A 24,686-nucleotide genomic window follows, 5' to 3' on the forward strand; every position below is an offset into this window, starting at 1 on the left:
GGTAAGTGAGCAGCGAACCGCTCGGCCAGTACGGCGCCCAGTACGCCCAGCCGTACGTGCACCAGCGCCGCACCTACCTGATCGGCAAGGCCCGCCCGAATGCGGTGATCGGCCGTAACCGGGAGTCCGGGGAGATCCTGCTGATCATCTTCGGGGCGTTCCTCGGGATGCTCTGGGGCCTGCTGATGCCGATCCTGCCGCTGCGGATCGGCGGTCTGCTCGGCCTGCCCCTGCTGGCCATCGCGGCGGTCTACGTGCCGTACCGCAAGCGGACCTTCTACAAGTGGGTGGAGATCAACCGCACCTACCGTCGGACGGTCCGCAGCGGGCGCGGGCTGTGGCGGTCGGACGCGATGGACGCGGGCACCCGGATGGACGGCCGCGAGGTGGAGATCGGCCCGCCGCCCGGGGTGGGGCGGCTGCGCTGGCTTACCGCGCCGTTCGGGCCGGACGAGGTCGGGGTGCTGATGCACCTGGAGCGGCGGACGGTGACGGCCGCGATCGAGATCGAGGGTCCGGGCGTGGGACTGCGCGACTCGGAGGACCAGGAGGCGCTGGTCGACCGCTTCGGCACGCTGCTGAAGCACGTCGCCAACGGGGACGGCTTCGTGACCCGGCTGCAGATCCTGGCCCGTACCCTGCCGGCCGACCCGGACGCGCACGCCAAGGACGTGGAGCGGCGCGGCGACCACGACGCCCCGCGCTGGCTGAAGGAGTCGTACGACCAGCTGCAGTCGATGGTGTCGACCTCCTCGGAGCAGCACCGGGCGTACCTGGTGGCCTGCATGCACTACACCCGCGACTTGGCCGCCGAGGCGCACGCGATGGGGCACAGTGCCTATGAGAAGCGTGCCGCCGGCGGCCCGTCCCGGGACGACGACGGGCTGGCGGCGGTGATGGCCCGCGAGCTGACCGACATCTGCGCCCGGCTGGCCGAGGCGGACATCCGGGTGCGCCAGCCGCTGGGGCAGGCCCGGCTCTCCTCGCTGCTGCACTCGATGTACGACCCGGACCACCCGATCGACCACATCCAGGCGATGTCCCGGCGCAACGCCTGGCCGGCCGAGCTGGACGCGACCCACCCGCAGTACCTGAGTGCGAAGACCCGCGAGTCGGCGACCCGGGAGCCGTGGTGCCACGCCACCGCGTGGATCAAGGAGTGGCCGCTCACCCCGGTGGGCGTCAACTTCCTGGCGCCGCTGCTGGTGCACACCCCGGACGTGATCCGCACGGTCGCGGTGACGATGGACCTGGAACCCACCGACGTCGCGATCGAGCGGATGCTGACCGAGAAGACCAACGACGAGGCGGAGGCCAGCCGCGCGGCCAAGATGAACCGCACGGTCGACCCGCGCGACCTGGCCCACACCGGCCGGGTGGACCAGCGCGGTGACGACCTGGCCTCCGGAGCGGCCGGGGTGAACCTGGTCGGCTACATCACGGTCTCCTCGCGCAACCCCGAGGCGCTGGCCCGCGACAAGCGGACCATCCGGGCCTCGGCCGGCAAGAGCTACCTCAAGCTGGAGTGGTGCGACCGCGAGCACCACCGGGCCTTCGTCAACACCCTGCCGTTCGCCACCGGCATCCGCCGCTGACCGTCACCCACGTCCACCCACTGCGCTTCTCCACCCACTGCGCTCGTCCACCCCTACCGCTGGCACCAGGAGGCCGCCCATGGCGCTCGGCAACCTCACCGACGCGTTCACCAGCCTGATGTTCGGCAAGGTGGAGACCACCCGGCTGCCGGTGCGCACCTCCACCGGCCAGGCGCAGGCCGTCTACCTGCCCACCGCCGCACCGGGGTTGGGCGACTCGGGCGTGATCATCGGGCGTGAGGTGTACAGCGGCAAGGGGTACGTGTACGACCCCTTCCAGCTGTACGGGCAACAGCTGCCGGCCCCGCACTGGCTGGTGCTGGGTGAGTCCGGCAACGGCAAGTCGGCGCTGGAGAAGACGTACGTGCTGCGGCAGTTGAGGTTCCGCGACCGCCAGGTCGTGGTGCTCGACGCGCAGGGTGAGGACGGCGTCGGCGAGTGGAACCTGATCGCCGAGGCGCTGGGCATAAAGTCGATCCGGCTGGACCCGATGGCGGCCCGGGACGGCGGGGTGAAGCTCAATCCGCTGGACCCGGCGATCACCCAGACCGGCCAGCTGTCGTTGCTGCGCACCATCATCGAGGTGGCGATGGGGCGCGGTCTGGAGGAGCGTGCCGGGTTCGCGCTGAAGGCCGCGCACGCCCATGTGGTGGCCTCGGTGAAGGGTCGTCAGCCGGTGCTGGACGACATCATCGACACCCTGCGCAACCCCGACCTGTCCTCGGTGGAGTCGCTGGGCGTGGCGGTGGACGAGGTGCAGTCCTGGGGTCTGGACGTGGCGCTGGTGCTGGACCGGCTGGTCGACGGTGACCTGCGCGGCATGTTCGACGGGTCGACCACCGAGGGCATCGACCTGGACGCGCCGCTGATCGTCTTCGACCTCTCGCACATCGACCGCAACTCGATCGCGATGCCGATCCTGATGGCGATCGTCGGGGTGTGGCTGGAGCACACGTGGATCCGGCCGGACCGGAAGAAGCGTATCTTCCTGGTCGAGGAGGCCTGGCACATCATCAACAGCCCGTTCGTGGCACAGCTGTTCCAGCGGCTGCTGAAGTTCGGCCGTCGGCTCGGCCTCTCCTTCGTCGCGGTGGTCCACCACCTGTCGGACGTGGTGGACGGCGCCGCGGCCAAGGAGGCCTCGGCGATCCTGAAGATGGCCTCCACCCGGACGATCTACATGCAGAAGGCCGAGGAGGCGCGGGCCACCGGCCGGGTGCTGGGTCTGCCGCGCTGGGCGGTGGAGATCATCCCGACCCTCTCGCCCGGCATCGCGGTCTGGGACGTCAACGGCAACGTCCAGGTGGTCAAGCACATCATCACCGAGACCGAGCGGCCGCTGGTGTACACCGACCGCGCGATGACCGAGGACGCGGTGGCCGAACGGGTGCGGGCCGAGCGGCAGTTGGCGGCCGAGCCGGGGGTGTGAGCGGCGCCCCGACCGGGGTGCCGGGGGTGGTTCCTCCGGGGTCCGCGCGCCACTCGGTCGGCGACGGTTCGTCAGCTGGTAATCGTCTTGTTACGTCCGACGTCCTGACAGCTACGCGCGTTGACTCTAGGCTGCACACGCACAACACATGCCCGAACGCCGGTGCTGTCCGCCGCCGGCGCTCCTCCAAGGTGCAGGGGACCCCTCATGCTCACCGTCAGATCACGACGGACGGCGCTCGCCGTAGTCGCCGCCGCAGGTCTGTTCGGCACGGTGGCCGTGCCGACGGCCGCCCAGGCCGCCGACGCCAACGCCAAGCGTCACAAGACCGTCAACCTCCAGCTGCTGGCGATCAACGACTTCCACGGCAACCTGGAGCCCCCGGCCGGCTCCTCCGGCACGGTCAAGGAGGTCGACCCGGCCACCGGTCAGGTCGTCTCGACCCCGGCCGGCGGCATCGAGTACCTGGCCACCGAGCTGCGCCAGGCCCGGATCCCGGCCGACGACTCGATCACCGTCGCGGCCGGCGACATCGTCGGGGCCAGCCCGCTCACCTCGGCGCTGTTCCACGACGAGCCGACCATCGAGGCGATGGACAAGCTCGGCCTGGACGTCACCTCCGTGGGCAACCACGAGTTCGACCAGGGCGCCGCGGAGCTGCTGCGCAAGCAGGAGGGCGGCTGCCACCCGACCGACGGCTGCTACGAGCCCGGCCGCACCTTCAAGGGCGCCAACTTCAACTACCTGTCGGCCAACGTCACCGACGAGCAGACCGGCAAGCCGCTGCTGCCCCCGTACTGGGTGACCAAGTCGCAGGGCGTGAAGATCGGCTTCATCGGCGTCACCCTGGAGGGCACGCCGAACATCGTGACCGCCGAGGGCGTCAAGGGTCTGAAGTTCGCCAACGAGGTCACCACGATCAACAAGTACGCCGCGGAGCTGAAGTCCAAGGGCGTCAACTCGATCGTCGCGCTGATCCACGAGGGCGGTTACCCGGCCAGCAGCGTCTACAACTACGACTGCGGCCCGGCCGGCCAGGGCGTTTCCGGCCCGATCGTCGACATCGCCAAGAAGATCGACCCGTCGGTCGGCGCCATCATCACCGGCCACACCCACAACTCGTACGCCTGCACCATCCCCGACCCCAACGGCGTGCCGCGCTCGGTGACCAGTGCCGCCTCCTTCGGCCGACTGTTCACCGAGATCGACATGAAGCTGGACAAGACCACCGGCGAGATCGTGCGGCCCTCGGTCAAGGCCGAGAACCACGTGGTGCGCCGCACGGTCGAGAAGGCCCCGGACATGACGGAGCTGATCAACCACTACGAGAAGCTGGCCGCCCCGATCGCCAACCGCCCGATCGGCTACATCTCCTCGGACATCAACGGTCGCGGCAGCGGCGACCTGGAGAAGCCGCTCGGCGACGTGATCGCCGACGCGCAGCTGGAGGGGCTCGCCCCGGGCCTCAAGGGCGGGGCGCAGGTCGCCTTCATGAACCCCGGGGGCATCCGCTCCGACCTGGTCTACAAGGCCTCGGGAAGTGAGGGCGACGGCGTGGTGACCTACGGCGAGGCGTTCACCGTCCAGCCGTTCACCAACATGATGCAGGTCAAGACGCTGACCGGCGCCCAGCTGATCCAGCTGCTCCAGCAGCAGGTCAGCGGCCTCAACGACGCCGCGCCGAAGGTGCTCCAGGTGTCCTCGAACCTGCACTACACCCTGGACATGCGCAAGACCGGCGCGGACCGGGTCCTCGTCGACTCGATCCGGCTGAACGGCGCTCCGGTCGATCCGGCCGCCAAGTACCGGGTCGCGGCCAACGAGTTCCTGGCCGGCGGCGGCGACGGCTTCCCGGCCTTCGCGGCTGGCACCGACAAGCTCGTCGGCGTCTCCGACCTGGACGTCTTCACGGCCTACCTGGCGGCCCACAGCTCGGCGGCCTCGCCGCTGAAGCCGCCGGCGCAGGACCGGATCAAGGTCCTCGGCCCGGGCAGCGACATCGACTGACCGTGAGCCGATCCTGAGGGACGGGCGGGGCGCTGTCGGGGCGCCCCGCCCGTCCTGTTTCCGCTATTCGGGCGCCGGCCCGCCGGGCAGCCGTACGGTGGCCAGCGCGCCGGGGCCGCCGTCCTCGGCCGGGCCGAGGGTGACTTCGCCGCCCGCCTCCCGCACGCTCTGCGCGACGATCGACAAGCCCAGGCCGGAGCCGGGCAGTTGGCGCGAGGAGGGGGAGCGCCAGAACCGGTCGAAGACGTACTGCAGCTCGTCCGGCGGTATGCCGGGACCGTGGTCGCGGACGGTCAGCACGCCCTGCTGCAGCCGCACGTCGATGGTCCCGCCGGGCGGGCTGTACTTGACCGCGTTGTCCAGCAGGTTGATCACGGCACGCTCCAGCCCGGCCGCGTCGCCGTGCACGAACCAGGGCTCGGTGCTCGTCTCGAAGACCAGCCCCGGCCCGCGCAGCTTCGCCCGCTCGACGGCCCGCCCGGCGATCTCGTGCAGCGCGACCACGGTGAGGTTGGGGCCGGCCTTCGGGGTGTCGGGGCGGGACAGCTGGAGCAGGTCGCCGATCAGGACGGTGAGTTCCTGCATCTGCGCCTTCATGTTGCCGAGCAGCTTGGTCTTGGTCGCCGGGGGCAGCGGGCGGCCGGTGTCGTTGCTGCGGATCAGCAGGTCGACGTTGGTTCGCAGGGAGGTGAGCGGCGTACGGAGCTCGTGGCCCGCGTCGGCGATCAGCCGGGTCTGGCGCTCGCGGGAGTTGGCGAGGGCGGTGCTCATGGAGTTGAAGGAGGTGGACAGGCGGGCGATCTCGTCGTCCCCGTGCACCGGGATGGTGGTGCCGACCTCCTCGGTGCGGGCGATGTGCTCCACGGCGTCGGTGAGTTGGTCGACGGGCTTGAGGGAGGAATGGGCCACCAGGCGTCCGGCGACGGCGGCGAGGAGGATGCCGCCGAGGGAGACGGCGCCGAGGAGGAAGGCGAGGCCCTGGAGGGAGTCCTCGACGGACTGGGTGGGGGTGGCGACCATCACCAGCGCGGGGCCGAGGGAGTGGTTCTGGAAGGTGGAGATGCGGACCACGGCAGGATCGCCGTTGGTGTACGTGCCGTCACGGATGATCGACTGGCCGGGTTTGAGCTGGTACGCCTCGGTGTCGCTCGACTTGAGTGTGACGGCTCGGCTCGTGCGCTCGGGGAAGCAGACCTGGCCGGTGTTCGCCAGAACGAACTGGACGTCTCTGAGCACGGGACCGTTGCTCTCGGACGGCGAGGTCCCCTGCGGTGTCGTCGCCGCCGCCGGGGAGGAGGCGCAGTAGAGCACCGGGGTGGGACGGGGCTGCGGGGAGTTGAGCAGATCCGTCCGTACCTGGCTGTACAGCTGCTTGTCCACGATGAACCAGCACGCCAGCGCCGACATCGCGATCGCGACCGCCACCGCCGCCGCGCTCAGGAAGGTGAGGCGGCCGCGCAGCGAGCGGGAGCGGAGCCAGCGGACGACGCGCTTGCGGCGGCCGGGCGCGCGGGGCGGCGCCAGAGGGGGAGGCGGAACGGTGCTCACGCGCTCGTGCCGGCGGCCGGGCGCAGAGCGTAGCCGACGCCTCGTACGGTCTGGATGAGGCGCGGCATGCCGCCCTGCTCGGTCTTGCGACGCAGGTACATCACGTACACGTCCAGGGAGTTGGAGGAGGGCTCGAAGTCGAAGCCCCAGACCGCCTTGAGGATCTGCTCGCGGGTGAGGACCTGGCGGGGGTGGGAGAGGAACATCTCCAGCAGCATGAACTCGGTGCGGGTGAGTTCGACCGGCTTGCCGGCGCGGGTGACCTCGCGGGTGGCGGTGTTCATCCGCAGGTCGGCGAAGGCGAGCACCTCGCTCTCGTCCTCGGCGGCGGCGCGGGCGGCGGCCTCGGCGGCGAGGGCGTTGCGGCGCAGCAGGGCGCGGACGCGGGCGAGCAGTTCGTCGAGTTCGAAGGGCTTGGCGAGGTAGTCGTCGGCGCCGACGTCGAGGCCGGTGACGCGGTCGCCGACGGCGTCACGGGCGGTGAGCATCAGCACCGGGACGGTGTCGCCGCGGGAGCGCATCCGGCGGACGGCGGTGAGGCCGTCCATCCGGGGCATCATGATGTCCAGCAGGACGAGGTCGGGCTTGTCGCGTTCGACGGACTCCAGTGCCTCGTAGCCGTCGGTGGCAGTGGTGACCTCGTAGCCCTCGAAGGCGAGGCTGCTCTCCAGGGCGTCCCGGAGGGCGGGTTCGTCGTCGACCACGAGGAGCCGGGCGGAGGGGTGGCCGGCCTCGGCGGGGGTGCGGTCGTCGGCGGACGGGGTCATGGGCTGGTGCCCTTTCTCGTCGGGTGGAGGGCCTGCTGGGAGTAATTGTCCGCCTCGCGGACTCTTACCGGTTCTTACGGATTGTGGCTCACAGGTTCTGGCCGGCTTCGAGCTTCGGCAGGACCTGCTTGATGTCGTTGATCGGGATGGCGAAGCCGAGGCCGACGCTGCCGGCCGTGCTGCTGCCGCCGCCGGCGGTGGAGTTGGCGCCGTTGGGGGCGTACATGGCCGAGTTGATGGCGATGACCTGGCCGTTGGCGTTGATCAGCGGGCCGCCGGAGTTGCCGGGGTTGAGGGCGGCGTCGGTCTGGAAGGCCTTGTAGGTGGTGGTGTCGCCGCCGCTCTGCTGCTGCGGGATGCTGCCGCGCAGGCCGGGCAGGTTGGGGAAGCCGAAGCCGCCGTTGTTGCCGGTGCTGCCCTCGTCGAGCTGGACGGTGACGTCGCGGTTCTCGGCGCTGATGATGCCGGAGGTGACGGTGCCGGTGAGGCCGTCGGGGTTGCCGATGGCCACGACGGCGTCGCCGACGGCCATGGCGGAGGAGTCGCCGAGGACGGCGGGGGTGAGGTTCTTGCCGCCGGTCGCGGTGATCACGGCGGCGTCGAGGCTCTTGTCGGTGCCGGTGACGGTGGCGGGCGCGGTGGAGCCGTCCTTGAAGGTGACGGTGACCCGGCCGCCGCTGGCCGCGGTGTCGATCACGTGGAAGTTGGTGAGGATCTGGCCGCCGGTGTTCAGGACGACGCCGGTGCCGGTGGCGGTGCCGTTGCCGCTCCTGACGGTGATCTGGACGACGCTGGGCGACACGGCGGCGGCTATGGCCGGCACGTCGGCGCTGCCGTCGGAGCGGGCGGAGACCGGGCTGGCAATGGTGCCGACGTGGTTGCCGGAGGCCTGCCGGTCGGCGGCGAGGACCCCGCCGGTGACCCCGCCGATGACGGCGGCGATCGCGGCGACGGCGGTCACCAGGGAGAGCCGCCCGCGCAGCAGGCCGCGCCTGGCCCGACTGCCGTGGCCGTGGCCGGGGCCCTCGGGGCCCTCGGGGCCCTCGGGGCCCGAGGGGTGGCCGAGGACGGTGGGCGGCTCGGGCGGGATCGGCGGGGGAGGGGGCGGTCCGTCGAAGCTGCCGCCGGAGTGGTCCTCGTGGTAGGCGCACCCGGCGCGGGGGTCGGTGCTTCCGGTGCCGCCGGTGCCGCCGCCGAGCACGGTGCCCTCGATCACGCGGGGCTGGTACGGGTCGTGGTGCTCGCCGGGGTACTGCTGCTGCTGTTCGCTCATGCCGACCAAGGTCCGCCTGCCGGATGAGGACCGGATGAGAAGCGGCTCAGAAGGGTCCGAGAAGCCCGTTCGGTTCTCATAAAGCCTGGTCAGGCCACCTTCGGAGCGGAATCGACTATTCCGTCGAGGCCCGGCCGGGCGCCGCTCCGTCGCAGCCGCAGGAACGGCGGATGACCAGGCGGGACGGGAACTTGCGGACCCGTTCGGTGTCCGAGCCGGGGACCATCAGCGAGTCGTCCAGCACCAGGTCCACGGCGGCCCGGGCCATCGCGTCGCGGTCGGAGGCGACGGTGGTCAGCGGCGGGTCGGCGAGCGCGGCCTCGGGCACGTCGTCGAAGCCGGCGACCGCGAGATCCTCCGGGACGCGCAGGCCGACCTCACGGGCGGCCCGCAGTACGCCGATGGCCTGGTCGTCGGTGGAGCAGAAGATCGCCCGGGGCCGGTCCGGCGAGCTCAGCAGGCCGAGCGCGACGTCGTAGGCGCCGTAGCGGTGGAAGGGCGCGTCGATCAGGTGCGGCTCGGTGGGGATGCCGTGCGCGTCCATGGCGCGCTGCCAGCCCTCGACGTGGTCGATGACCGGGTCGCCGGGGGCCGGGGAATCGACCGGGCCGCCGAAGCAGGCGACGTACGGGTGCCCGTGCACCTCCAGCAGGTGGCGGACGACGGCCTCGGCGCCGCCCACGTCGTCGGTGACCACCGCGACGTCGTCGATCGCCTCGGGCCGGCGGTGCAGCAGCACCACCTTCGCCCCCTCCATCGCGGCGAACTCCTCGGCGGCGCGCTGCGAGGGGCCCTGGCTGACCAGGATCAGGCCGGAGACCCGCATGCCGAGGAAGGCGCGGACGTAGTGGACCTCGCGGTCGTCCACGTAGTCGGAGTTGCCGATCAGCACGAGCTTGCCGCGCTCGGAGGCGGCCCGTTCCACGGCGTGCGCCATCTCGGCGAAGAAGGGCTGGCGGGCGTCCGGGACGACCATGCCGATCAGGTTGGTCCGGCGGGAGGCCATCGCCTGGGCGACGCTGTTCGGCCGGTAGCCGAGCTGCTCGATCGCCGCGAGGACCTTCTCCCGGGTCGCGGGCGCGACCGGGCGCGGCCCGTTGTTGATCACGTAGCTGACGACCGCGGTCGAGGTCCCAGCCAGTCGGGCTACATCGTCGCGCGTCACCTTGGCCACGAGGGGAGTCTACGCGTGTGGCCCCCGGGGCGGCAGTGTGACCTGGGGCCGCCCCCTGGGCACACCGGGCGCAATCCGGACGAGCCGGGCGGGGGACGGCCCGCCCGGCGCCGGGGTCAGGCCTCCAGCGGCGCGGAGGGGCGTTGGGCGAGCTCGGGACGTTCGCCCTTCTCGGGCTTCTCCGGGACGACGAAGCGGTAGCCGACGTTGCGCACGGTGCCGATCAGCTGCTCGTGCTCGACGCCGAGCTTGGCGCGCAGCCGCCGGACGTGGACGTCCACCGTCCGGGTGCCGCCGAAGTAGTCGTAGCCCCAGACCTCCTGCAGCAGCTGCGCCCGGGTGAAGACCCGGCCGGGGTGCTGGGCGAGGTACTTGAGCAGCTCGAACTCCTTGAAGGTGAGGTCGAGCGCCCGGCCCTTGAGCTTGGCGGAGTAGGTCGCCTCGTCGACCGAGAGGTCGCCGTTGCGGATCTCCATCGGGCTGTCGTCGACGGCGACCTGGAGCCGGCCGAGCGCGAGCCGCAGCCGGGCCTCGACCTCGGCCGGGCCGGCGGTGTCCAGCAGGACGTCGTCGATGCCCCACTCGGCGGTCACGGCGGCCAGGCCGCCCTCGGTGACCACCAGGATCAGCGGACAGCCGATGCCGGTGGAGCGCAGCAGCTGGCACAGGCTGCGGATCTGCGGCAGGTCACGCCGCCCGTCGACCAGGATGACGTCCGCACTGGGGGTGTCCACCAGGGCCGACCCCTCGGCGGGAGCCACCCGGACGTTGTGCAGCAGCAAGCCGAGGGCCGGCAGCACTTCCGCTGACGGTTGCAGCGCATTGGTGAGGAGGAGGAGAGAACTCATACCCGGTGGTCCCCTTTCCGGGTCGTCGTGGTCGCGTTACGGCCGCCGCCACAGCCGAATGGCGCACGATCGATAGGGCGTCGCGCGGTGGGGGTCCCCCCGGCCGGGGGCCGGGGGATCGTCCCCGGAGGGGCGGCAGCGGGCGACGCGAGGGTGAGGGGGAGGACGCGTTCCGGGCGGGCGCCGGGGGTGCGGACAGCGCACCGGGGGTCCCGCAACCCCTGGCGCACTGCTTCTTCTGCCCTGTTCATCCCGCGAACCCTCCGGTCAGGTCCGGTACCGGGTGGCGGCCCGGCGCCGGGTGGCGACACCCCGCCGGCCCGGCACGTCCTTGTGCCGCGAGAAGCGGGGCGGTTCCTGCGACGCGCCGGGGGTGGACCGACGAATCGAAAGAACGTCCGTACTGGCGTCCTGAAAGCACAAAAGGACCCGGGGGCGACTCTGCCCGGATCCCTCTTGGTGGTCGAGGATAGCCGACCCGCTCCCGTGCCGGGAGTGCGCGAATCCGGCGGTTCGCCCAATCCGGGCGCGCGCCGGGTGAGCCTGGACACAGCTTCGAGCGCCGTCGCGCACCGGTCCGGCCAGGGCGATTGCCGGTCGCGACGGCGGACACGCCATCATGGGACGCACATCGGCGGCGCTGCGCGGGTCCATCGTTCGGGTGGTCGGGCGGCGGCCCCGGTGGCGAGCCGGACCGGGTCACCGGGGCCGGGCGAGGACGAACGGAAGGGGTGGCCCGATGGGCGCGACCACCGAGCCCGCGAGCGGCGCCCGGGTGCGCGGGACGATCCGCTACTGGGCGGCGGCGAAGTCCGAGGCCGGGCTGGCCGAGGAGCCGTACGAGGCGGTGACCCTGGCGGAGGCGCTGGCGGCGGCCAGGGAGCGGCACGCGGACCGGCCGAAGCTCGTCCAGCTGCTCGGGCACTGCTCGTACCTGGTCGACGGCGCCCAGGTGGGCGGCCGGGACCACGCGACCGTCGCCCTGACCGAGGGCGGGACGGTCGAGATCCTCCCGCCGTTCGCGGGAGGCTGAGCGGCGTGACGGACATGAACAACCCGAACCGCGGCGGCGGCTACGACAACTGGCCGCAGCAGCCCCAGCAGCCCTATCCGCAGCAGCAGCACCACCCGCAACACGGGCAGCACCACCCGCAGCAGCACCCGTTCGGCTATCCGGTGGACGACGCGGCCGCGACCACGCTGCTGCCGCCGGTGCCCCCGCTGGACGACGCGGCCGCGACCACGCTGCTGCCGCCGGTGCCCCCGCTGGACGACGCGGCGGCCACCACGCTGCTGCCGCCGGTCACGGTCTCCGGCGCGATGCCGGTCGCCCCGCCGCAGCACCTCGGACAGCCGCCGCTGCAGCCGCAGCCGTACCCGCAGCAGCCCCAGCCGCAGCCGTACCCGCAGCAGCCCCAGCCGCAGCCGTTCGCGCAGCAGCCTGAGCCGCAGCCGTTCCCGCAGCAGCAGCCGCCGTCCCGGGCGCGGCACCGGGCCCCGACGCCGCAGCCCGCCCCGCAGCAGGCCGCCGCGCCCGCGGGCCCCATGCCGCCCGCGGCTCCCGCAGCCCCCGCGGCCCCTGCCGGGCCCGGCTTCGACCCGCCGACCATGACGCTCAAGCGCCCGACCGCCCCGCTGCCCGGCCAGGTGCCCGGCGCTCCCGGTGCCCAGCCGTACGCGGTCGCCCCGGTGCACCCCCTGCCGGTCGCCCCGCCGCCCGCCGCCGCCCCGGGCGGCCGGACCGGTTCGCCGATCATCGACCCGGGCCTGCAGCCCGCCCTGATCACGGCCGGAGCGGCCGCGCTGCTGGCCGGCGGCGCCGCGCTGGGCCAGGTGGCGCTGGCCCTGGTGGTCGCGCTGCTGCAGCTGCTGACGGCGGCCGGCTGGTTCCGGCTGAACGGCATGTGGCCGGCCCGCCAGGGCATCCTGCTCGCCGCGCTGGCCGGGCTCACCGCCGACGTGGCGGTGCTGCTGGCGGACTCCCACGGCGGCGTGGCGGCCGTGGTGGGCACCCTGGGCGGGTTCTTCCTGCTGGTCCTGGTGCTGCAGACGTTCCGTCCGTCGGACCCGAAGGAGCGGTTCTACGCGCTGACCGTGCTGGGCTCGGCCACCGTGGTGACGGCGCTGTGCACCACGCTGCTGCTGGCCGAGTGGGTGCCGGCCGGGGTGGGCGCGGTCGCGCTGGCCACCCTGCTGGCGGCGGCGCCGCTGCCCGGTCCGAAGCAGCTGGGCCCGGTGCTGGGCCTGGTCGCGGCGGTGCTGCTGGGCTTCCTGGTGGGCGCGCCGCTGGCCCTGGGGGCGCTCGCCGGCCTGGGCGGGCTGGTCGGCCGCCGGGTCGCGGCGTACGACTTCCCGTCCCGCTTCGTACACATGACGGCGGGCGTGGCGCTGCCGCTGGCGGTGTCCGCGCCGCTGATCTGGATCGCCACCGACCTGCTGGCCGGCTGAGCCGGGTACGCCACTTCGATCTCCCGCCCCGGAACCACGTTCCGGGGCGGGACGTCGTACGGTCGTGCGGGGGCGGCCGCGTCAGGGCGGCCGCCAGGAACAGCGACAGACCACAGCGGACGACGACAGCGACCGGCGACGACGGGGGACACGATGCGCGGATGGCTGAAGGCGACGATCGCCCTGGTGGTGCTCTCCGGGCTGCTGGTGGGCGCCGACCGGATCGCGGTCGGGGTGGCCGAGGACGAGGCCGCCGACCGGATGGTGAAGAGCGGCCAGATGAGCCAGCGGCCGGACGTGACGATCGAGGGCTTCCCGTTCCTGACCCAGGTGATCTCGAAGAAGCTGGACGACGTCCGGATCTCCTCGGACGGCCTGACGGTCCAGAACAACGGCCACCAGGTGGCGCTGCACTCCTTCAAGGCCAAGCTCTCCGGGGTCGAGGTGAGCGACAGCCTGAACAGCGCCACCGTGTCCGACGGCACCGGCAGCGGCGTGATCTCCTACCAGGACCTCGCCCAGCTGCTGCCGCCGGCCTCCGAGCTGCTGGGCGGCGCCCCGATGCCGGGCGGCGGCAACTCCAGGCTGAGCCTGTCGTACGGCGGGCCGGGCAAGATCAAGGCCTCGCTGGGGCCGGTCTCGGTGGGCGAGGCGACCGTGCACAACGAGGGCGACACCATCACCGTGGACGGCCTCAAGCTGAGCTCGCTGGCCGAGATGGTCGCCGGGCTCACCAACCGGAAGATCCAGCCGGCCAGCTTCACCCTCGACTCGATGCCGGCCGGGCTGAAGCTGGCCGAGAAGGACGGCGCGACGCCGTTGCCGGAGGGCCTCCAGCTGTCCTTCGAGGGCAAGGGCGTCAAGCTGCTGGGCTGACGCGGCCCCGCTCCGCCTCCGTTCCGCTCCGCGAGACGCGCTGTCCAGCGCGGACCGCGGGGCGGTTCCGTTTCCGCCCGTTGTGTGCCGCTGCCGGGGCCCGGCCGGTGCCCGCTTGGTCGCATCCCAGTCAAATCCCGGCATTCGGTCGTTTCGATCTCGATATTCGATACGCTAATGACAGCGAGCCTCGGGTGTCCCTAGCATCGTCGGCATGAAGCGACAGACGGATCTCACGAAGCGGCGGGCGGTCGACCTGTGCCGCGTGGCCGCCTGTCTGTGTCGAATGCGCTAAGTCGGCATCCTGGCAGGGCAGTTGACGCCCGCCGCCGATCTCTGCGGCGACCTCGCCCGGCTGTTCGGGCCGGCGCTTGCCGCCGTACTCCGCAACTCCCCGCCCAGCCGTCCCGGTTCGCCCCATCCGTCCCATCATTCGGACAGGATTTCGGACCGCACCCGTCCGGGCGCCCCCCGCAGCACCCCTCCTGAGCAGCACCTTCCGCCAACCGCCCTCGGATGGAGAACATCACCATGAGCCGCAGCGACGTCCTGGTCGACGCCGACTGGGTCCAGGCCCACCTGGACGACCCGAAGGTCGTCATCGTCGAGGTCGACGAGGACACCTCCGCGTACGACAAGAACCACATCCGCAACGCCGTCCGGATCGACTGGAAGAAGGACCTCCAGGACCCGGTCCGCCGCGACTTCATCGACCAGGCCGGCTTCGAGGCGCTGCTCAGCGCCAAGGGCATCGCCAACGACGACACCGTCGTGCTCTACGGCGGCAACAACAACTGGTTCGCCTCGTACGCCTACTGGTACTTCAAGCTGTACGGCCACGGCGATGTCCGACTGCTGGACGGCGGCCGCAAGAAGTGGGAGCTGGACTCCCGCGACCTGGTCTCCGAGGTCCCGGCCCGCCCGGCCACCGAGTACGCGGCGCAGCCCGTCGACGCCTCGATCCGCGCCTTCCGCGACGACGTGATCGCCGCCATCGGCACCCTCAACCTGGTCGACGTCCGCTCGCCCGACGAGTTCTCCGGCAAGCTGCTCGCCCCGGCTCACCTCCCGCAGGAGCAGTCGCAGCGCCCCGGCCACGTGCCGAGCGCCCGCAACATCCCGTGGGCCAAGAACGCCAACGACGACGGCACCTTCAAGAGCGACGAGGAGCTCAAGGCCCTGTACGAGGCCGAGGGCATCGACCTGGCGAAGGACACCATCGCCTACTGCCGGATCGGCGAGCGCTCCGCGCTCACCTGGTTCGTGCTGCACGAGCTGCTCGACCAGCAGAACGTGAAGAACTACGACGGTTCGTGGACCGAGTACGGCAGCCTGGTCGGCGTGCCGATCGAGCTCGGCAGCAACTGAGCCTCCGGCTCGACCCGTAAGTCAGAAGGGAAGACAGACATGTGCGGTGCGAAGGCCGGCGGCCCGGACCTGGCAGGAGTTGACGTGGCGAACGAGACGATCATCCAGGGTTCGGTGACCCGCGACGGTGAGCCGGTCAACGGCTACGTCCGGCTGCTGGACGAGAACAACGAGTTCACTGCCGAGGTGCCCACCTCGGCGACCGGCCAGTTCCGGTTCTTCGCCCGCCCGGGCAAGTGGACCCTGCGGGCGCTGGTCCCGGGCCAGACCGTGGACCGTCAGGTGGTGGCCTCCCAGGGCGCCGCCGTCGAGGTCGCGATCGCGGTCTGACCGGATCGGACGATTGGACGATCACCCCGAGGGCCCTGCCGCGGCAGGGCCCTCGGCCGTACCGTGGAGAGGTGCAGGCAAGGCGTCGGCGGCGCTTCTACTTCGCCATGATGGGTGTGTGCCTGGGCCTGTTCGTCATGGCCTGGGGGGTGGTGCGGTTCTTCTCGGTGGGTGCCGCGGTCGCCCTGTGCGTGGTCGCGATGGTCATCCCGCCGGCCGCCGCGGTGTTCGCCAACAAGCGGGACCCGGACGACGACTGGTGGAACGACCCGCGCTGGGACGACCCGAAGTGGGACGACCCCGGTCACGACCGGGACCGCCCCGACCACGAGCCGCGCGACTCCTCGGGAGGACAGCCCTAGGGGCCCGGACAGGCCCTAGTACACGAGCGCCTGGACGCCGTCCGACATGATCTCGCTGACGAAGACCTGTGCGCCCGCGATCCGGACGCCCTCGACGGTGTCCTTCTGCTCGATCCCGCGCCGGGCCGCGCACTGGGTGCACAGCGTCACGGAGCCGGCCGCCAGGATCGACTCCAGCAGGTCCGGCAGCGGCGCCGCGTGCGGCAGCTCGAACTCCGCGGCCTTCCCTGGCAGGGCGAACCAGGAGGACTCCCCGGTCAGCCAGAGCGAGACCTCGATCCCGCTGGCGACGGCCACGGCCGCCACCGTGAACGCCTGCGAGCACCGCTCCGGCGCGTCCGCCCCGGCGGTGACCTTGATGACGAGCTTCTTCGACATGGCGCCACCTTAGAGGTCCAGCCGTCCCGGCCCGCCGTCATCCCGGAATCCCTTGGGGAAACCTTGGGCGGCGCCGGAGCGCGGGGGGCGCGAACCGCGACGTGGCGGGGCTCACCGCGACCGGCCGAAGCCCGGCGGATAGAGTGAGCGCCAGCAAAATCCACCACACTGTCGCCGCCTGGGAGCCCCCCGTGTCCGGTCTGGAAATGTTCTTCGACGGTCTGCTGGCCTTCATGGCCGTGCTGATCACCTGGTTCGCCATCTTCTCGGTGATGAAGCTGTACCAGGGTCAGCGCTGAGCCTGCCGTACGGTTGAGGCAGACCGCACCGACCACGACAGTGACCAGGAACATGATCGAGATCCCCTCTGACCTCCACAAGGACGTCGTCCCGCTCGCCTTCCTCCTCGGCACCTGGGAGGGCGCGGGCGTCTACGCCCCTCTGCCTAGCGAGGGGGGCCCGGGCACGGAGAAGTGCAACTTCGGCCAGGAGATCGTGATCCGTCACGACGGCCGGCCCTTCCTGGAGTTCCGCTCCCGCACCTGGGTGCTGAACGAGGAGGGCGAGAAGGTCCGTCCGCTGGAGAACGAGCACGCCTTCTGGCGCATCACCAGCAACGCCGACGGCACCACCGGCGCCCGCGGGATCGAGATCTCTTCCGTGCGTGACGACGGCACGGTCGAGATCTGGTACGGCGAGCTGGCCGACGGCAAGCCGCAGGTCGACGTCTCCACCGACGCGGTGGCCCGGATCGAGGGATCCCCGGAGTACTCCGGCGGCAAGCGGCTGTACGGCTTCGTCAATGGCGAGCTGCTCTGGGTCGGCGAGAAGGCCGCCCCGAACGTGCCGCTGCGCCCGTACATGTCCGCGCAGCTGAAGAAGGTGCTCAGCCCGGCCCAGCTGATCAAGGACATCAACGACCTGCCGGACGACGGCATCGCCTTCTTCAAGTAGACACAGCTCAAGTAGGCACAGCTCAAGTAGGCACAGCTCAAGTCAGGCCCGCGCACGAGGTAGGGACCGGCCCGCGGCCGGTCCCTACACTTGCATCAGGACCCCCGACCTTGGCAGGGACAGCACCGTGGCGGACACCGGCACCACCGACTGGCAGCTCTCCGGCGACTGGAAGGCCGACCTGCGCGAGCGCGGCTACCGGCTGACCCCGCAGCGGCAGCTCGTGCTGGAGGCCGTCGACGTCCTCGACCACGCCACCCCCGACGACATCCTCTGCCACGTCCGCAAGACCGCCAGCGGCGTCAACATCTCCACCGTCTACCGGACCCTGGAGCTGCTGGAGGAGCTGGGCCTGGTCTCGCACGCCCACCTGGGCCACGGCGCCCCGACCTACCACCTGGCCGGCCGCCACCACCACCTGCACCTGGTCTGCCGGGACTGCGAGAAGGTCACCGAGACCGGCACCGAGATCGCCCAGCCGCTGATCGACCGGCTGCGCGAGGAGCACGGCTTCGACACCGACCTCAAGCATTTCGCCATCTTCGGCCGCTGCTCCGACTGCACCGCCGGGCGCGCGGACGGCCGGTCGTAAGCTGGCCGGTATGACCGGTGAGAAGAGCCCGCTGCTTGCCCTGCCCGGAGCCGTCCCCGCCGAGGGGGCCGACGAGGGTGTCGCCGCCCACTACGGCGACATCTTCCGCGAGCAACGGAACCTGTCACAGGGCGTCGGCTTCGTGGACCTCTCGCACCGCGGCGTGGTCACCGTCACCGGCGACGACCGGCTCTCCTGGCTGCACCTGCTGCTCACCCAGCACGTCAGCGAGCTGCGGCCGCAGCACGCCACCGAGGCGCTGGTGCTCTCCCCGCACGGGCACGTGGAGCACGCGCTCTACCTGGTCGACGACGGCACCACCACCTGGGCGCACGTCGAGCCGGGCACCCAGGGCGCGCTGGTCGCCTACCTGGAGAGCATGAAGTTCTTCTACCGGGTGGAGGTCGCCGACGCGACCGCCGACTACGCCCTGGTCCACCTGCCGGCCGGCTCCACCGCCTCCGTCGAGGGCGCCGCCGCCGTGCGCGAACTCCCCTACGGGCGGGACCTGTTCCTGCCGCGCGCCGAGCTGGAGGAGCTCACCGCCGAGTACGGCCCGGCGGCCGGGGTCTGGGCGTACGAGGCGCTGCGGATCGAGGGCCACCGGCCCCGGCTGGGCTTCGAGACCGACCACCGGACCATCCCGCACGAGGTGGACTGGCTGCGCACCGCCGTCCACCTGCAGAAGGGCTGCTACCGCGGCCAGGAGACCGTCGCCCGGGTGCACAACCTGGGCCGCCCGCCGCGCCGGCTGGTCTTCCTGCACCTGGACGGCACCGAGGAGACCCTGCCCCCGCACGGCACCGAGGTGCGGCTGGCCACCGACCCGGACGGGCGGGCGCTGGGCTTCGTGACCTCCTCGGCCCGGCACCACGAGCTGGGGCCGATCGCGCTGGCGATCGTCAAGCGGAACGTCCCGGTGGACGCGGTGCTGCTGGCCGGGACGGTGCCGGGCACCCAGGACGTGATCGTCCCGCAGTAGCGGATCCGGGGCTCAGACCTCGACGAGGACGGTGAACGGGCCGTCGTTCACCAGCGCCACCTGCATGTCGGCGCCGAACCGGCCCGTCTCCACCTTGGCGCCCAGCGCGCGCAGTTGGGCGACCACCTCGTCCACCAGCGGCTCGGCGACCGGCCCGGGGGCGGCGGCGGTCCAGGTGGGGCGGCGGCCCTTGCGGGCGTCCCCGTAGAGGGTGAACTGGCTGATCACCAGCAGCGGGCCGCCGATGTCCGAGCAACTCTGCTCCACGCCGTCGCGGTAGCTCCCCCGCTCGCCTCCGGCCGCTCCGGATCCGACGCCGACGGTCGTCGCTCCGGCGCTCTCTCCTTCGTCGGTCGCTTGTCGCTCCTCGCTTTCGGCGTCGGCGCGGCCTTCGGCTCGGGGGGCAGCCGGCAGGATCCGCAAGGTCCAGAGCTTGCGGGCCAGTTGGGCGGCCTTCGCCGGGGTGTCCTCGTGGGTGACGCCGACCAGGACGCACAGCCCGGGCCCCTCGATCGCACCGACGGTCTCTCCGGCCACGGTCACCCGGGCCTCGGTCACTCGCTGCACCACTGCTCGCATGCCGCCATTGTGCCGGAGCGCCGCACCGCCCCCGTAGCCCCTCAGGGCGCACATCTGGGGCGCGCACAAGGGTGGCGCACGCCGTGAGGCGCGCGCCTGCGCAGGTTCGGGCGCGGTTCTTCCTGCGGAAAGGGCTGGTCATATCAGCCACCCCCGTTCGCCAGGGGGCCGTTCGGGTGCACGCGCGGTGCGCGCGCGCCGGGTGGGGTGGCACGCTGGGGAACCGTACGAAGGGCCCGGCGCGCCTGAAGGTCCGCCGCACCGGGCCCGGGTTCGGCCGGGCGGTCGAGCCGGTAGGTCAGGCGTTCTCGCCGGGTCGCCCCGGCGGGTGGTTCCAGCCGGGGGACGGAACCCTTCGGGGGCCCCGGGCGTGCCAACGGACGGGACGTGCGGGCCCGTCGGGGGACGGGCCGGACCGGCGGCAGGGACGGGGTGCCGCGAGCGGGCGGGATCGGACGACGGCAGGTGGGCTGGATGATGGACGCGAGCAGCGCGGCGCGGAACCGCTCCGGACAGGTGGCGCAGGCCCCCGGGGACCCCTCCTGGGCGGCCGTCCCGGACGGCGAACCCGAGCTGGAGCGGCTGGGCCTGGACCAGCTGCGGGTGCTGCGCCGGGAGACCCTGGAGCAGGAGGCCGACCTGTCCTACCTGCGGCGGCTGCTGCACGGACGGATGGACATCCTGCGCGCCGAGCTCGACCGGCGCCCCGGCTGCGGCCCCGCCCACCCCGCCCGGGTGGGCGGCGACGGAAGCGGCGCCCCGCCGACCGGCGAGGGGGGCGGCGGCGACCTGCTGGACCGGCTGCCGGCCATCCTGACCGACGCGCCCTCCACCGTGCGGCGCTCCGCCCGGCACGTCACCCTCGGCCCGCCGCGCACCCAGGAGTCCCAGCTGGAGGCGGACGCGCTGATGGGCGACGTCCAGCTCGCCGACCTCGCCGCGCACCCCGCCGAGGAGCTGTTGGCCGCCTTGGAGCGGCTGCGCGCGCACGAGCGCGAGGTCTCCGGGCGGCGCCAGCGGCTGCTGCGGACGGCCGACGGTTGCAATGCCGAGATCACCCGCAGGTACCGTGATGGGGAAGCACGGGTCGACGACCTGCTCTCGGAGAGGCCGCTCTGACCGGGTGAGTCGTCGCGGGCGGGTGTGGTCCGGCTTCCTCCCGGCCCACCCCCGCCCCCGGAGGCTCCCCGATGTCCCAGTCCGCCACCCCGCCCGTGCTCGCCGAGGTCATACGCTCGGGCTTCGTCGAGGGCCGCCACCACGGCTCCCTGGTCCTGCTCGCCGCAGACGGCTCGGTGGAGTTCGTGCTGGGCGACCCCGACGCGCCGGTCTTCCCCCGCTCGACGGCCAAGCCGTTCCAGGCGGTGGCCACCCTGAGGGCCGGGCTGGCGATCGAGGGTGAGCTGCTGGCGCTGGCGGCCTCCAGCCACTCCGCGGAATCGTTTCACCTGGACGGGGTCCGGGCCATCCTCGGCTCCGCCGGGCTCGACGAGACCGCCCTGCGGACCCCGGCCGACCTGCCGCTGGACGAGACCGAGGCGGAGCTGCTGCTCGGCACCGGCGGCCGCCGCGCCCCGATCCTGATGGACTGCTCCGGCAAGCACGCCGGCTGGCTGGCCGCCTGCGTCGCCAACGGCTGGGACACCGAGGGCTACCTCGACCCGGCCCACCCGATCCAGCTGCTGGCCCGCGAGGCCCTGGAGGAGGGCACCGGCGAGGCCCCCGCGCACGCCGGTGTGGACGGCTGCGGCGCCCCGCTGCTGGCCGTCACGCTGACCGGCCTGGCCCGCGGTTACCGCGGCCTGGTGCTGGCCGCCGAGGGCACCGCGCAGCGCCGCGTGGCCGACGCGATGCGCGCCCACCCCGAGTACGTGGCCGGCACCCGCCGGGCCGACACCTGGCTGATGCGGGCCGTCCCGGGCGCGCTGTCCAAGATGGGTGCCGAGGCCGTCCAGGTGGTCGCGCTGCCGGACGGGCGGGCGCTCGCCTTCAAGATCGACGACGGCGCCGAGCGGGCCCGCGGGCCGGTGCTGGCGGCCGCGCTGCGTCGGCTCGGGGTGACCGGCGTGGAGGACACCGTCGAGCGGATCGGCGCGGCCCCGCTGCTCGGCGGCGGCGTCCCGGTCGGGCAGGTCCGGGCGGCCTTCTGACGCCTCCCGGGACACCCGCCGACGGCCGTCGGGGTGCGGGCCGGGCGGGGGCGGTGCACGGTGGACCGGGGGCCGTCGCACAGCTGAGGGAGTCCGCCATGACCGATCATGTGTACCGGGTGACCGAGATCGTCGGGTCCTCGACCGAGAGCGTCGACGCCGCGATCCGCAACGGGGTGGAGCGGGCCTCCCGGACGCTGCGCAACCTCGACTGGTTCGAGGTCTCGCAGGTCCGGGGCCATCTGGAGGACGGCCGGATCAAGCACTACCAGGTGTGCATCAAGGTCGGCTTCCGGCTGGAGGACTGAGCCCCGGAGCGGCGGACCGGGACGGTGCACCGGGCCGGGCACCTCAGCCCGGGCACCCCGACCCGGGACACCGGGCCCGGACACGACAGAGGCCGGGGTCCGCGGACGAATCCGCGGGCCCCGGCCCGGGCCTGTCCCGACCTGCCTCGAACCGTCCTGGCCGAGCGGGATCGGAACGACGGTTCAGTGACCGCCCTGCTCCGCGAGACGCTTGATCGAAGCGGTGACCTCGGCCTCGGCCTCGGCGCGGCCGACCCAGTTGGCGCCCTCGACGGACTTGCCCGGCTCCAGGTCCTTGTAGACCTCGAAGAAGTGCTGGATCTCCAGGCGGTCGAACTCCGACACGTGGTGGATGTCGCGCAGGTGCTCCCAGCGCGGGTCCGTCGCCGGGACGCAGAGCAGCTTGTCGTCGCCGCCGGCCTCGTCGGTCATCTGGAACATGCCGATGGCGCGGCACTTGATCAGGCAGCCCGGGAAGGTCGGCTCGTCCAGGATGACCAGGGCGTCCAGCGGGTCGCCGTCCTCGCCGAGCGTGCCCTCGACGTAGCCGTAGTCGGCCGGGTAGCGGGTCGAGGTGAAGAGCATCCGGTCGAGCCGCAGACGGCCGGTCTCGTGGTCGACCTCGTACTTGTTACGAGAGCCCTTCGGGATTTCGATAAGGACGTCGAACTCCAACGGTTCCTCCAAGGTAGGGACTGACAGAATCCAAGTGTCTCCTACGGGAGTGAGTGCTCAGGAAAGGGGCCAGTCGGTGGGAGCTGGGGGAGGGGCGGCGCGCCGCCGCAGGGGGACGGCCGCGGGACTGTTCGGAGCGGCCCTGTTGGTCGCCGGAACCGTCCTGACCGCGGGCGGTGCGTATGCGCAACCGTCCCCGACCCCCGGCGGGCACAGTGCCGGGCAGGGCGAGGACGACAACAGCCAGGGCGACCAGGGCGGCAACCAGGGCGACCAGGGCGACCAGGACGGCAAGAAGGGCGACCACGGGAAGGGCAGGCCCCGTACGGGAGCAAGTCCGAGCGCCGGCCCCACCCGTCGGGCCGAACCGCCCGCCGCCACGCCCGGTGACAGCGGTTCGCCGCTCGCGCGCCCGGTGCCCGCGACGGGCGCCGTCCTGGCCACCGCCGAGAACGGCCCGGAGGCCGCCGTCCCCACCGCCCAGGGCCTGCAGCAGGCCCTCGCGCCCGCCCTCGCGGACAAGAACCTGGGTACCGTGACGATCGCCGTCGCGGACCTCGCCGGCGGCCAACTCCTGTACGGCTCCGGGGAGAACACCGCGGCCACCCCCGCCTCCACCACCAAGCTGGCCACCACGGTCGCGGCCCTGTCGCTGATCCCCGGCGACACCCGGCTCACCACCCGGGTGGTCCGCGGCACGGACCCGGGCACCATCACCCTGGTCGGCGGCGGGGACCCGACGCTCACCGCGCTGCCCGCCGACCAGGTGCAGATCGGCGGCCAGCCCGCCGACGCCGACACCGCCCCCGCCTCGCTGGACGCGCTCGCCCGGCAGACCGCCGCCGCGCTCAAGGCGGCCGGCACCACCACGGTCAAGCTGGACTACGACCTGTCCATGTACGCGGGCAGCCCGCAGCACAGGACGAACCCCGACAACCACAACATCGCCCTGGTCGTCCCGCTGATGGTGGACGAGGCCAAGGTCGACCCCAAGAGCCGGGAGGACGCCCCGGAGCGGGTTGCCGACCCGGCCGGCGCGGCCGCCGAGGCCTTCGCCAGGCTGCTCGCCGCCCAGGGCGTCACCGTCGAGGGCAGGGCCAAGCCGGCCGCCGCCCCGGCCGCCGCCGACGCCCCCGTCCTCGGCAAGGTCGACTCGCCGATCATGGCCCGGCTGGTCGAGCGCACGCTGACCACCTCCGACAACCAGCTCGCCGAGGCGATCGCCCGTCAGGTCGCCCTGGCCGCCCACCAGCCGGCCAGCTTCGAGGGTGCGGCGACCGCCGTCACCCAGGAGCTGGCCAAGCTCGGGGTGCCGATGACCGCCGTGGTCCTCAACGACGGCAGCGGACTGCACACCGGCAACGCGATACCGCCGGCCGTACTGGTTCGGCTCCTGGCCCTGGCCGCCTCCGAGCAGCACCCTGCCCTGCGCCCGGTCCTCACCGGCCTCCCGGTCGCCGGATTCACCGGAACCCTCGACAAGCGCTACGGCTCCGGCTCCGGCGCCGCCGACGCGGCCGGCCTGATCCGCGCCAAGACCGGCACCCTCAGCAACGTCAACACCCTGGCCGGCACCGTCGTCGACGCCGACGGCCGCCTCCTCGTCTTCGCCGTGATGACCCGCACCTCCGCCTCCGCCGACACCGCGCGCGCCGCCATGGACCGCGTCGCCGCCCACCTCGCCGCCTGCGGCTGCCACTGACCGCTCCGCGAGGGGGGGAGGGCGGAGCCCCGCCGATCGTCAGCCCGGCTCACCCTCCCTCCCCGGCCGCTGGCGACGTCGACAACCGCCCCGTTCCGTCGGGGGGTGAGGCCGGTCGGCTGCCGTCCGGATCGGCTGCCGCCGCCGCGGCTACGACGGCGGCGACCTCCGACACGGGCGGCTTCGGTGGCCGGTGGCCGGGTTCGGGCGGGTGTGCGGGCGGGCAGGGTAGGTGCAGGACGGGCGGATTCGCCCGCCGACCGAGCCCGTGAACCGGTGCCTCCGGCCGTCGGTCGTGGCTCCCGGTAGGGCCGGGCGGGTGTTCGGGGCGGGTGGCTGCC

At 72.6% G+C, this 24,686-nt stretch carries 25 protein-coding genes; 17 read left to right on the plus strand and 8 right to left on the minus strand.

Annotation, left to right across the window (positions count from 1 at the left end; translation table 11 throughout):
* The first annotated feature begins 5 nt into the window (after positions 1-5).
* The 3 genes from ACFQ87_RS25800 to ACFQ87_RS25810 all read left to right on the plus strand — a co-directional run bounded on the left by ACFQ87_RS25800 (position 6) and on the right by ACFQ87_RS25810 (position 5,031).
* Positions 6-1,595, plus strand: coding sequence for an SCO6880 family protein (locus ACFQ87_RS25800; RefSeq protein WP_380613182.1), 1,590 nt, complete (start codon positions 6-8; stop codon positions 1,593-1,595).
* A gap of 79 nt (positions 1,596-1,674) precedes the next feature.
* Positions 1,675-3,024: an ATP-binding protein gene (locus tag ACFQ87_RS25805; RefSeq protein ID WP_380613183.1), complete on the plus strand. Its 1,350-nt coding sequence runs from the start codon at positions 1,675-1,677 to the stop codon at positions 3,022-3,024.
* A gap of 207 nt (positions 3,025-3,231) precedes the next feature.
* On the plus strand, positions 3,232-5,031 hold the full coding sequence (locus ACFQ87_RS25810; RefSeq protein ID WP_380613184.1) for a bifunctional metallophosphatase/5'-nucleotidase: 1,800 nt from the start codon (positions 3,232-3,234) through the stop codon (positions 5,029-5,031).
* A 63-nt stretch (positions 5,032-5,094) separates the two neighbouring features.
* On the opposite strand, the gene ACFQ87_RS25815 is transcribed toward ACFQ87_RS25810, so the two are convergent.
* The 5 genes from ACFQ87_RS25815 to ACFQ87_RS25835 all read right to left on the minus strand — a co-directional run bounded on the left by ACFQ87_RS25815 (position 5,095) and on the right by ACFQ87_RS25835 (position 10,641).
* Complete coding sequence (locus tag ACFQ87_RS25815) at positions 5,095-6,579, minus strand: sensor histidine kinase (RefSeq protein WP_380613185.1); 1,485 nt, start codon at positions 6,577-6,579, stop codon at positions 5,095-5,097.
* A complete protein-coding gene (locus ACFQ87_RS25820) occupies positions 6,576-7,346 on the minus strand; it encodes a response regulator transcription factor (protein ID WP_380613186.1) in 771 nt (256 codons plus the stop codon). Before ACFQ87_RS25820 ends, ACFQ87_RS25815 begins: the two co-directional genes overlap by 4 nt.
* An 88-nt stretch (positions 7,347-7,434) precedes the next feature.
* On the minus strand, positions 7,435-8,619 hold the full coding sequence (locus ACFQ87_RS25825; protein WP_380613187.1) for a S1C family serine protease: 1,185 nt from the start codon (positions 8,617-8,619) through the stop codon (positions 7,435-7,437).
* A 115-nt stretch (positions 8,620-8,734) separates the two neighbouring features.
* Positions 8,735-9,793, minus strand: coding sequence for a LacI family DNA-binding transcriptional regulator (locus ACFQ87_RS25830; protein WP_380613188.1), 1,059 nt, complete (start codon positions 9,791-9,793; stop codon positions 8,735-8,737).
* 116 nt (positions 9,794-9,909) lie between these two features.
* Positions 9,910-10,641: a response regulator transcription factor gene (locus ACFQ87_RS25835; RefSeq protein ID WP_380613189.1), complete on the minus strand. Its 732-nt coding sequence runs from the start codon at positions 10,639-10,641 to the stop codon at positions 9,910-9,912.
* Between the two features lie 739 nt (positions 10,642-11,380).
* Here ACFQ87_RS25835 and ACFQ87_RS25840 point away from each other — a divergent pair.
* From ACFQ87_RS25840 to ACFQ87_RS25870, 7 genes are all read left to right on the plus strand, one after another.
* A complete protein-coding gene (locus tag ACFQ87_RS25840; RefSeq protein ID WP_380613190.1) occupies positions 11,381-11,674 on the plus strand; it encodes a MoaD/ThiS family protein in 294 nt (97 codons plus the stop codon).
* A 5-nt stretch (positions 11,675-11,679) separates the two neighbouring features.
* On the plus strand, positions 11,680-13,089 hold the full coding sequence (locus ACFQ87_RS25845; RefSeq protein ID WP_380613191.1) for a hypothetical protein: 1,410 nt from the start codon (positions 11,680-11,682) through the stop codon (positions 13,087-13,089).
* Between the two features lie 153 nt (positions 13,090-13,242).
* On the plus strand, positions 13,243-13,965 hold the full coding sequence (locus ACFQ87_RS25850) for a DUF2993 domain-containing protein (RefSeq protein ID WP_380613192.1): 723 nt from the start codon (positions 13,243-13,245) through the stop codon (positions 13,963-13,965).
* 214 nt (positions 13,966-14,179) lie between these two features.
* Positions 14,180-14,260 (plus strand): Ms5788A family Cys-rich leader peptide, encoded by an 81-nt coding sequence (locus ACFQ87_RS25855; RefSeq protein WP_350517234.1) that lies wholly within the window; start codon positions 14,180-14,182, stop codon positions 14,258-14,260.
* A gap of 236 nt (positions 14,261-14,496) precedes the next feature.
* The gene (locus ACFQ87_RS25860; protein ID WP_380613193.1) at positions 14,497-15,333 is read left to right on the plus strand and encodes a sulfurtransferase; all 837 of its coding nucleotides are present in this window, start codon (positions 14,497-14,499) and stop codon (positions 15,331-15,333) included.
* Between the two features lie 39 nt (positions 15,334-15,372).
* Positions 15,373-15,663 (plus strand): DUF1416 domain-containing protein, encoded by a 291-nt coding sequence (locus ACFQ87_RS25865; RefSeq protein WP_045692289.1) that lies wholly within the window; start codon positions 15,373-15,375, stop codon positions 15,661-15,663.
* A 71-nt stretch (positions 15,664-15,734) separates the two neighbouring features.
* Positions 15,735-16,025, plus strand: a complete 291-nt coding sequence (locus tag ACFQ87_RS25870; RefSeq protein WP_380613194.1) for a DUF3099 domain-containing protein — start codon at positions 15,735-15,737, stop codon at positions 16,023-16,025.
* Positions 16,026-16,040: 15 nt separating this feature from the next.
* On the opposite strand, the gene ACFQ87_RS25875 is transcribed toward ACFQ87_RS25870, so the two are convergent.
* Positions 16,041-16,403, minus strand: coding sequence for a DsrE family protein (locus tag ACFQ87_RS25875; RefSeq protein ID WP_380613195.1), 363 nt, complete (start codon positions 16,401-16,403; stop codon positions 16,041-16,043).
* 351 nt (positions 16,404-16,754) lie between these two features.
* Between ACFQ87_RS25875 and ACFQ87_RS25880 the strand changes: the two genes are divergently transcribed.
* The 3 genes from ACFQ87_RS25880 (at position 16,755) to ACFQ87_RS25890 (ending at position 18,931) form a co-directional block, all read left to right on the plus strand.
* A complete protein-coding gene (locus ACFQ87_RS25880) occupies positions 16,755-17,357 on the plus strand; it encodes an FABP family protein (protein WP_380613196.1) in 603 nt (200 codons plus the stop codon).
* Positions 17,358-17,484: 127 nt separating this feature from the next.
* On the plus strand, positions 17,485-17,949 hold the full coding sequence (locus ACFQ87_RS25885; RefSeq protein WP_380613197.1) for a Fur family transcriptional regulator: 465 nt from the start codon (positions 17,485-17,487) through the stop codon (positions 17,947-17,949).
* Between the two features lie 10 nt (positions 17,950-17,959).
* Positions 17,960-18,931 carry a YgfZ/GcvT domain-containing protein gene (locus ACFQ87_RS25890; RefSeq protein WP_380613198.1) on the plus strand — a complete coding sequence of 324 codons (972 nt, stop codon included), beginning with the start codon at positions 17,960-17,962 and terminating at the stop codon, positions 18,929-18,931.
* Positions 18,932-18,943: 12 nt separating this feature from the next.
* Here ACFQ87_RS25890 and ACFQ87_RS25895 read toward each other — a convergent pair whose 3' ends face one another.
* Entirely contained in the window at positions 18,944-19,564 is a 621-nt protein-coding gene (locus ACFQ87_RS25895; protein ID WP_380613199.1) for a D-aminoacyl-tRNA deacylase, read from the minus strand.
* A gap of 420 nt (positions 19,565-19,984) precedes the next feature.
* Between ACFQ87_RS25895 and ACFQ87_RS25900 the strand changes: the two genes are divergently transcribed.
* The 3 genes from ACFQ87_RS25900 to ACFQ87_RS25910 all read left to right on the plus strand — a co-directional run bounded on the left by ACFQ87_RS25900 (position 19,985) and on the right by ACFQ87_RS25910 (position 21,968).
* Positions 19,985-20,629: an ABC transporter substrate-binding protein gene (locus ACFQ87_RS25900; RefSeq protein ID WP_380613200.1), complete on the plus strand. Its 645-nt coding sequence runs from the start codon at positions 19,985-19,987 to the stop codon at positions 20,627-20,629.
* A gap of 71 nt (positions 20,630-20,700) precedes the next feature.
* Positions 20,701-21,660 carry an asparaginase gene (locus ACFQ87_RS25905; RefSeq protein ID WP_380613201.1) on the plus strand — a complete coding sequence of 320 codons (960 nt, stop codon included), beginning with the start codon at positions 20,701-20,703 and terminating at the stop codon, positions 21,658-21,660.
* A 98-nt stretch (positions 21,661-21,758) separates the two neighbouring features.
* The gene (locus tag ACFQ87_RS25910) at positions 21,759-21,968 is read left to right on the plus strand and encodes a dodecin (protein WP_030288965.1); all 210 of its coding nucleotides are present in this window, start codon (positions 21,759-21,761) and stop codon (positions 21,966-21,968) included.
* A 183-nt stretch (positions 21,969-22,151) separates the two neighbouring features.
* On the opposite strand, the gene ACFQ87_RS25915 is transcribed toward ACFQ87_RS25910, so the two are convergent.
* On the minus strand, positions 22,152-22,643 hold the full coding sequence (locus tag ACFQ87_RS25915) for an inorganic diphosphatase (RefSeq protein WP_030244505.1): 492 nt from the start codon (positions 22,641-22,643) through the stop codon (positions 22,152-22,154).
* 145 nt (positions 22,644-22,788) lie between these two features.
* On the opposite strand from ACFQ87_RS25915, the gene dacB reads away from it, so the two are divergent.
* Positions 22,789-24,345, plus strand: a complete 1,557-nt coding sequence (gene dacB / locus ACFQ87_RS25920) for a D-alanyl-D-alanine carboxypeptidase/D-alanyl-D-alanine-endopeptidase (RefSeq protein WP_380613202.1) — start codon at positions 22,789-22,791, stop codon at positions 24,343-24,345.
* Positions 24,346-24,686: the final 341 nt, after the last annotated feature.

This window comes from Kitasatospora sp. NPDC056531 (assembly GCF_042794375.1).
Taxonomy (GTDB): domain Bacteria; phylum Actinomycetota; class Actinomycetes; order Streptomycetales; family Streptomycetaceae; genus Kitasatospora.

Excerpts from the sequence above, each read along its gene's own strand:
- ACFQ87_RS25805 (WP_380613183.1), top strand. The coding sequence starts at position 1,675 with ATGGCGCTCGGCAACCTCACCGACGCGTTCACCAGCCTGATGTTCGGC.
- ACFQ87_RS25810 (WP_380613184.1), top strand. The coding sequence starts at position 3,232 with ATGCTCACCGTCAGATCACGACGGACGGCGCTCGCCGTAGTCGCCGCC.
- ACFQ87_RS25820 (WP_380613186.1), bottom strand. The coding sequence starts at position 7,346 with ATGACCCCGTCCGCCGACGACCGCACCCCCGCCGAGGCCGGCCACCCC.
- ACFQ87_RS25825 (WP_380613187.1), bottom strand. The coding sequence starts at position 8,619 with ATGAGCGAACAGCAGCAGCAGTACCCCGGCGAGCACCACGACCCGTAC.
- ACFQ87_RS25835 (WP_380613189.1), bottom strand. The coding sequence starts at position 10,641 with ATGAGTTCTCTCCTCCTCCTCACCAATGCGCTGCAACCGTCAGCGGAA.
- ACFQ87_RS25840 (WP_380613190.1), top strand. The coding sequence starts at position 11,381 with ATGGGCGCGACCACCGAGCCCGCGAGCGGCGCCCGGGTGCGCGGGACG.
- ACFQ87_RS25850 (WP_380613192.1), top strand. The coding sequence starts at position 13,243 with ATGCGCGGATGGCTGAAGGCGACGATCGCCCTGGTGGTGCTCTCCGGG.
- ACFQ87_RS25855 (WP_350517234.1), top strand. The coding sequence starts at position 14,180 with ATGAAGCGACAGACGGATCTCACGAAGCGGCGGGCGGTCGACCTGTGC.
- ACFQ87_RS25860 (WP_380613193.1), top strand. The coding sequence starts at position 14,497 with ATGAGCCGCAGCGACGTCCTGGTCGACGCCGACTGGGTCCAGGCCCAC.
- ACFQ87_RS25865 (WP_045692289.1), top strand. The coding sequence starts at position 15,373 with ATGTGCGGTGCGAAGGCCGGCGGCCCGGACCTGGCAGGAGTTGACGTG.
- ACFQ87_RS25875 (WP_380613195.1), bottom strand. The coding sequence starts at position 16,403 with ATGTCGAAGAAGCTCGTCATCAAGGTCACCGCCGGGGCGGACGCGCCG.
- ACFQ87_RS25880 (WP_380613196.1), top strand. The coding sequence starts at position 16,755 with ATGATCGAGATCCCCTCTGACCTCCACAAGGACGTCGTCCCGCTCGCC.
- ACFQ87_RS25890 (WP_380613198.1), top strand. The coding sequence starts at position 17,960 with ATGACCGGTGAGAAGAGCCCGCTGCTTGCCCTGCCCGGAGCCGTCCCC.
- ACFQ87_RS25895 (WP_380613199.1), bottom strand. The coding sequence starts at position 19,564 with ATGTGCGCCCTGAGGGGCTACGGGGGCGGTGCGGCGCTCCGGCACAAT.
- ACFQ87_RS25900 (WP_380613200.1), top strand. The coding sequence starts at position 19,985 with ATGATGGACGCGAGCAGCGCGGCGCGGAACCGCTCCGGACAGGTGGCG.
- ACFQ87_RS25905 (WP_380613201.1), top strand. The coding sequence starts at position 20,701 with ATGTCCCAGTCCGCCACCCCGCCCGTGCTCGCCGAGGTCATACGCTCG.
- ACFQ87_RS25910 (WP_030288965.1), top strand. The coding sequence starts at position 21,759 with ATGACCGATCATGTGTACCGGGTGACCGAGATCGTCGGGTCCTCGACC.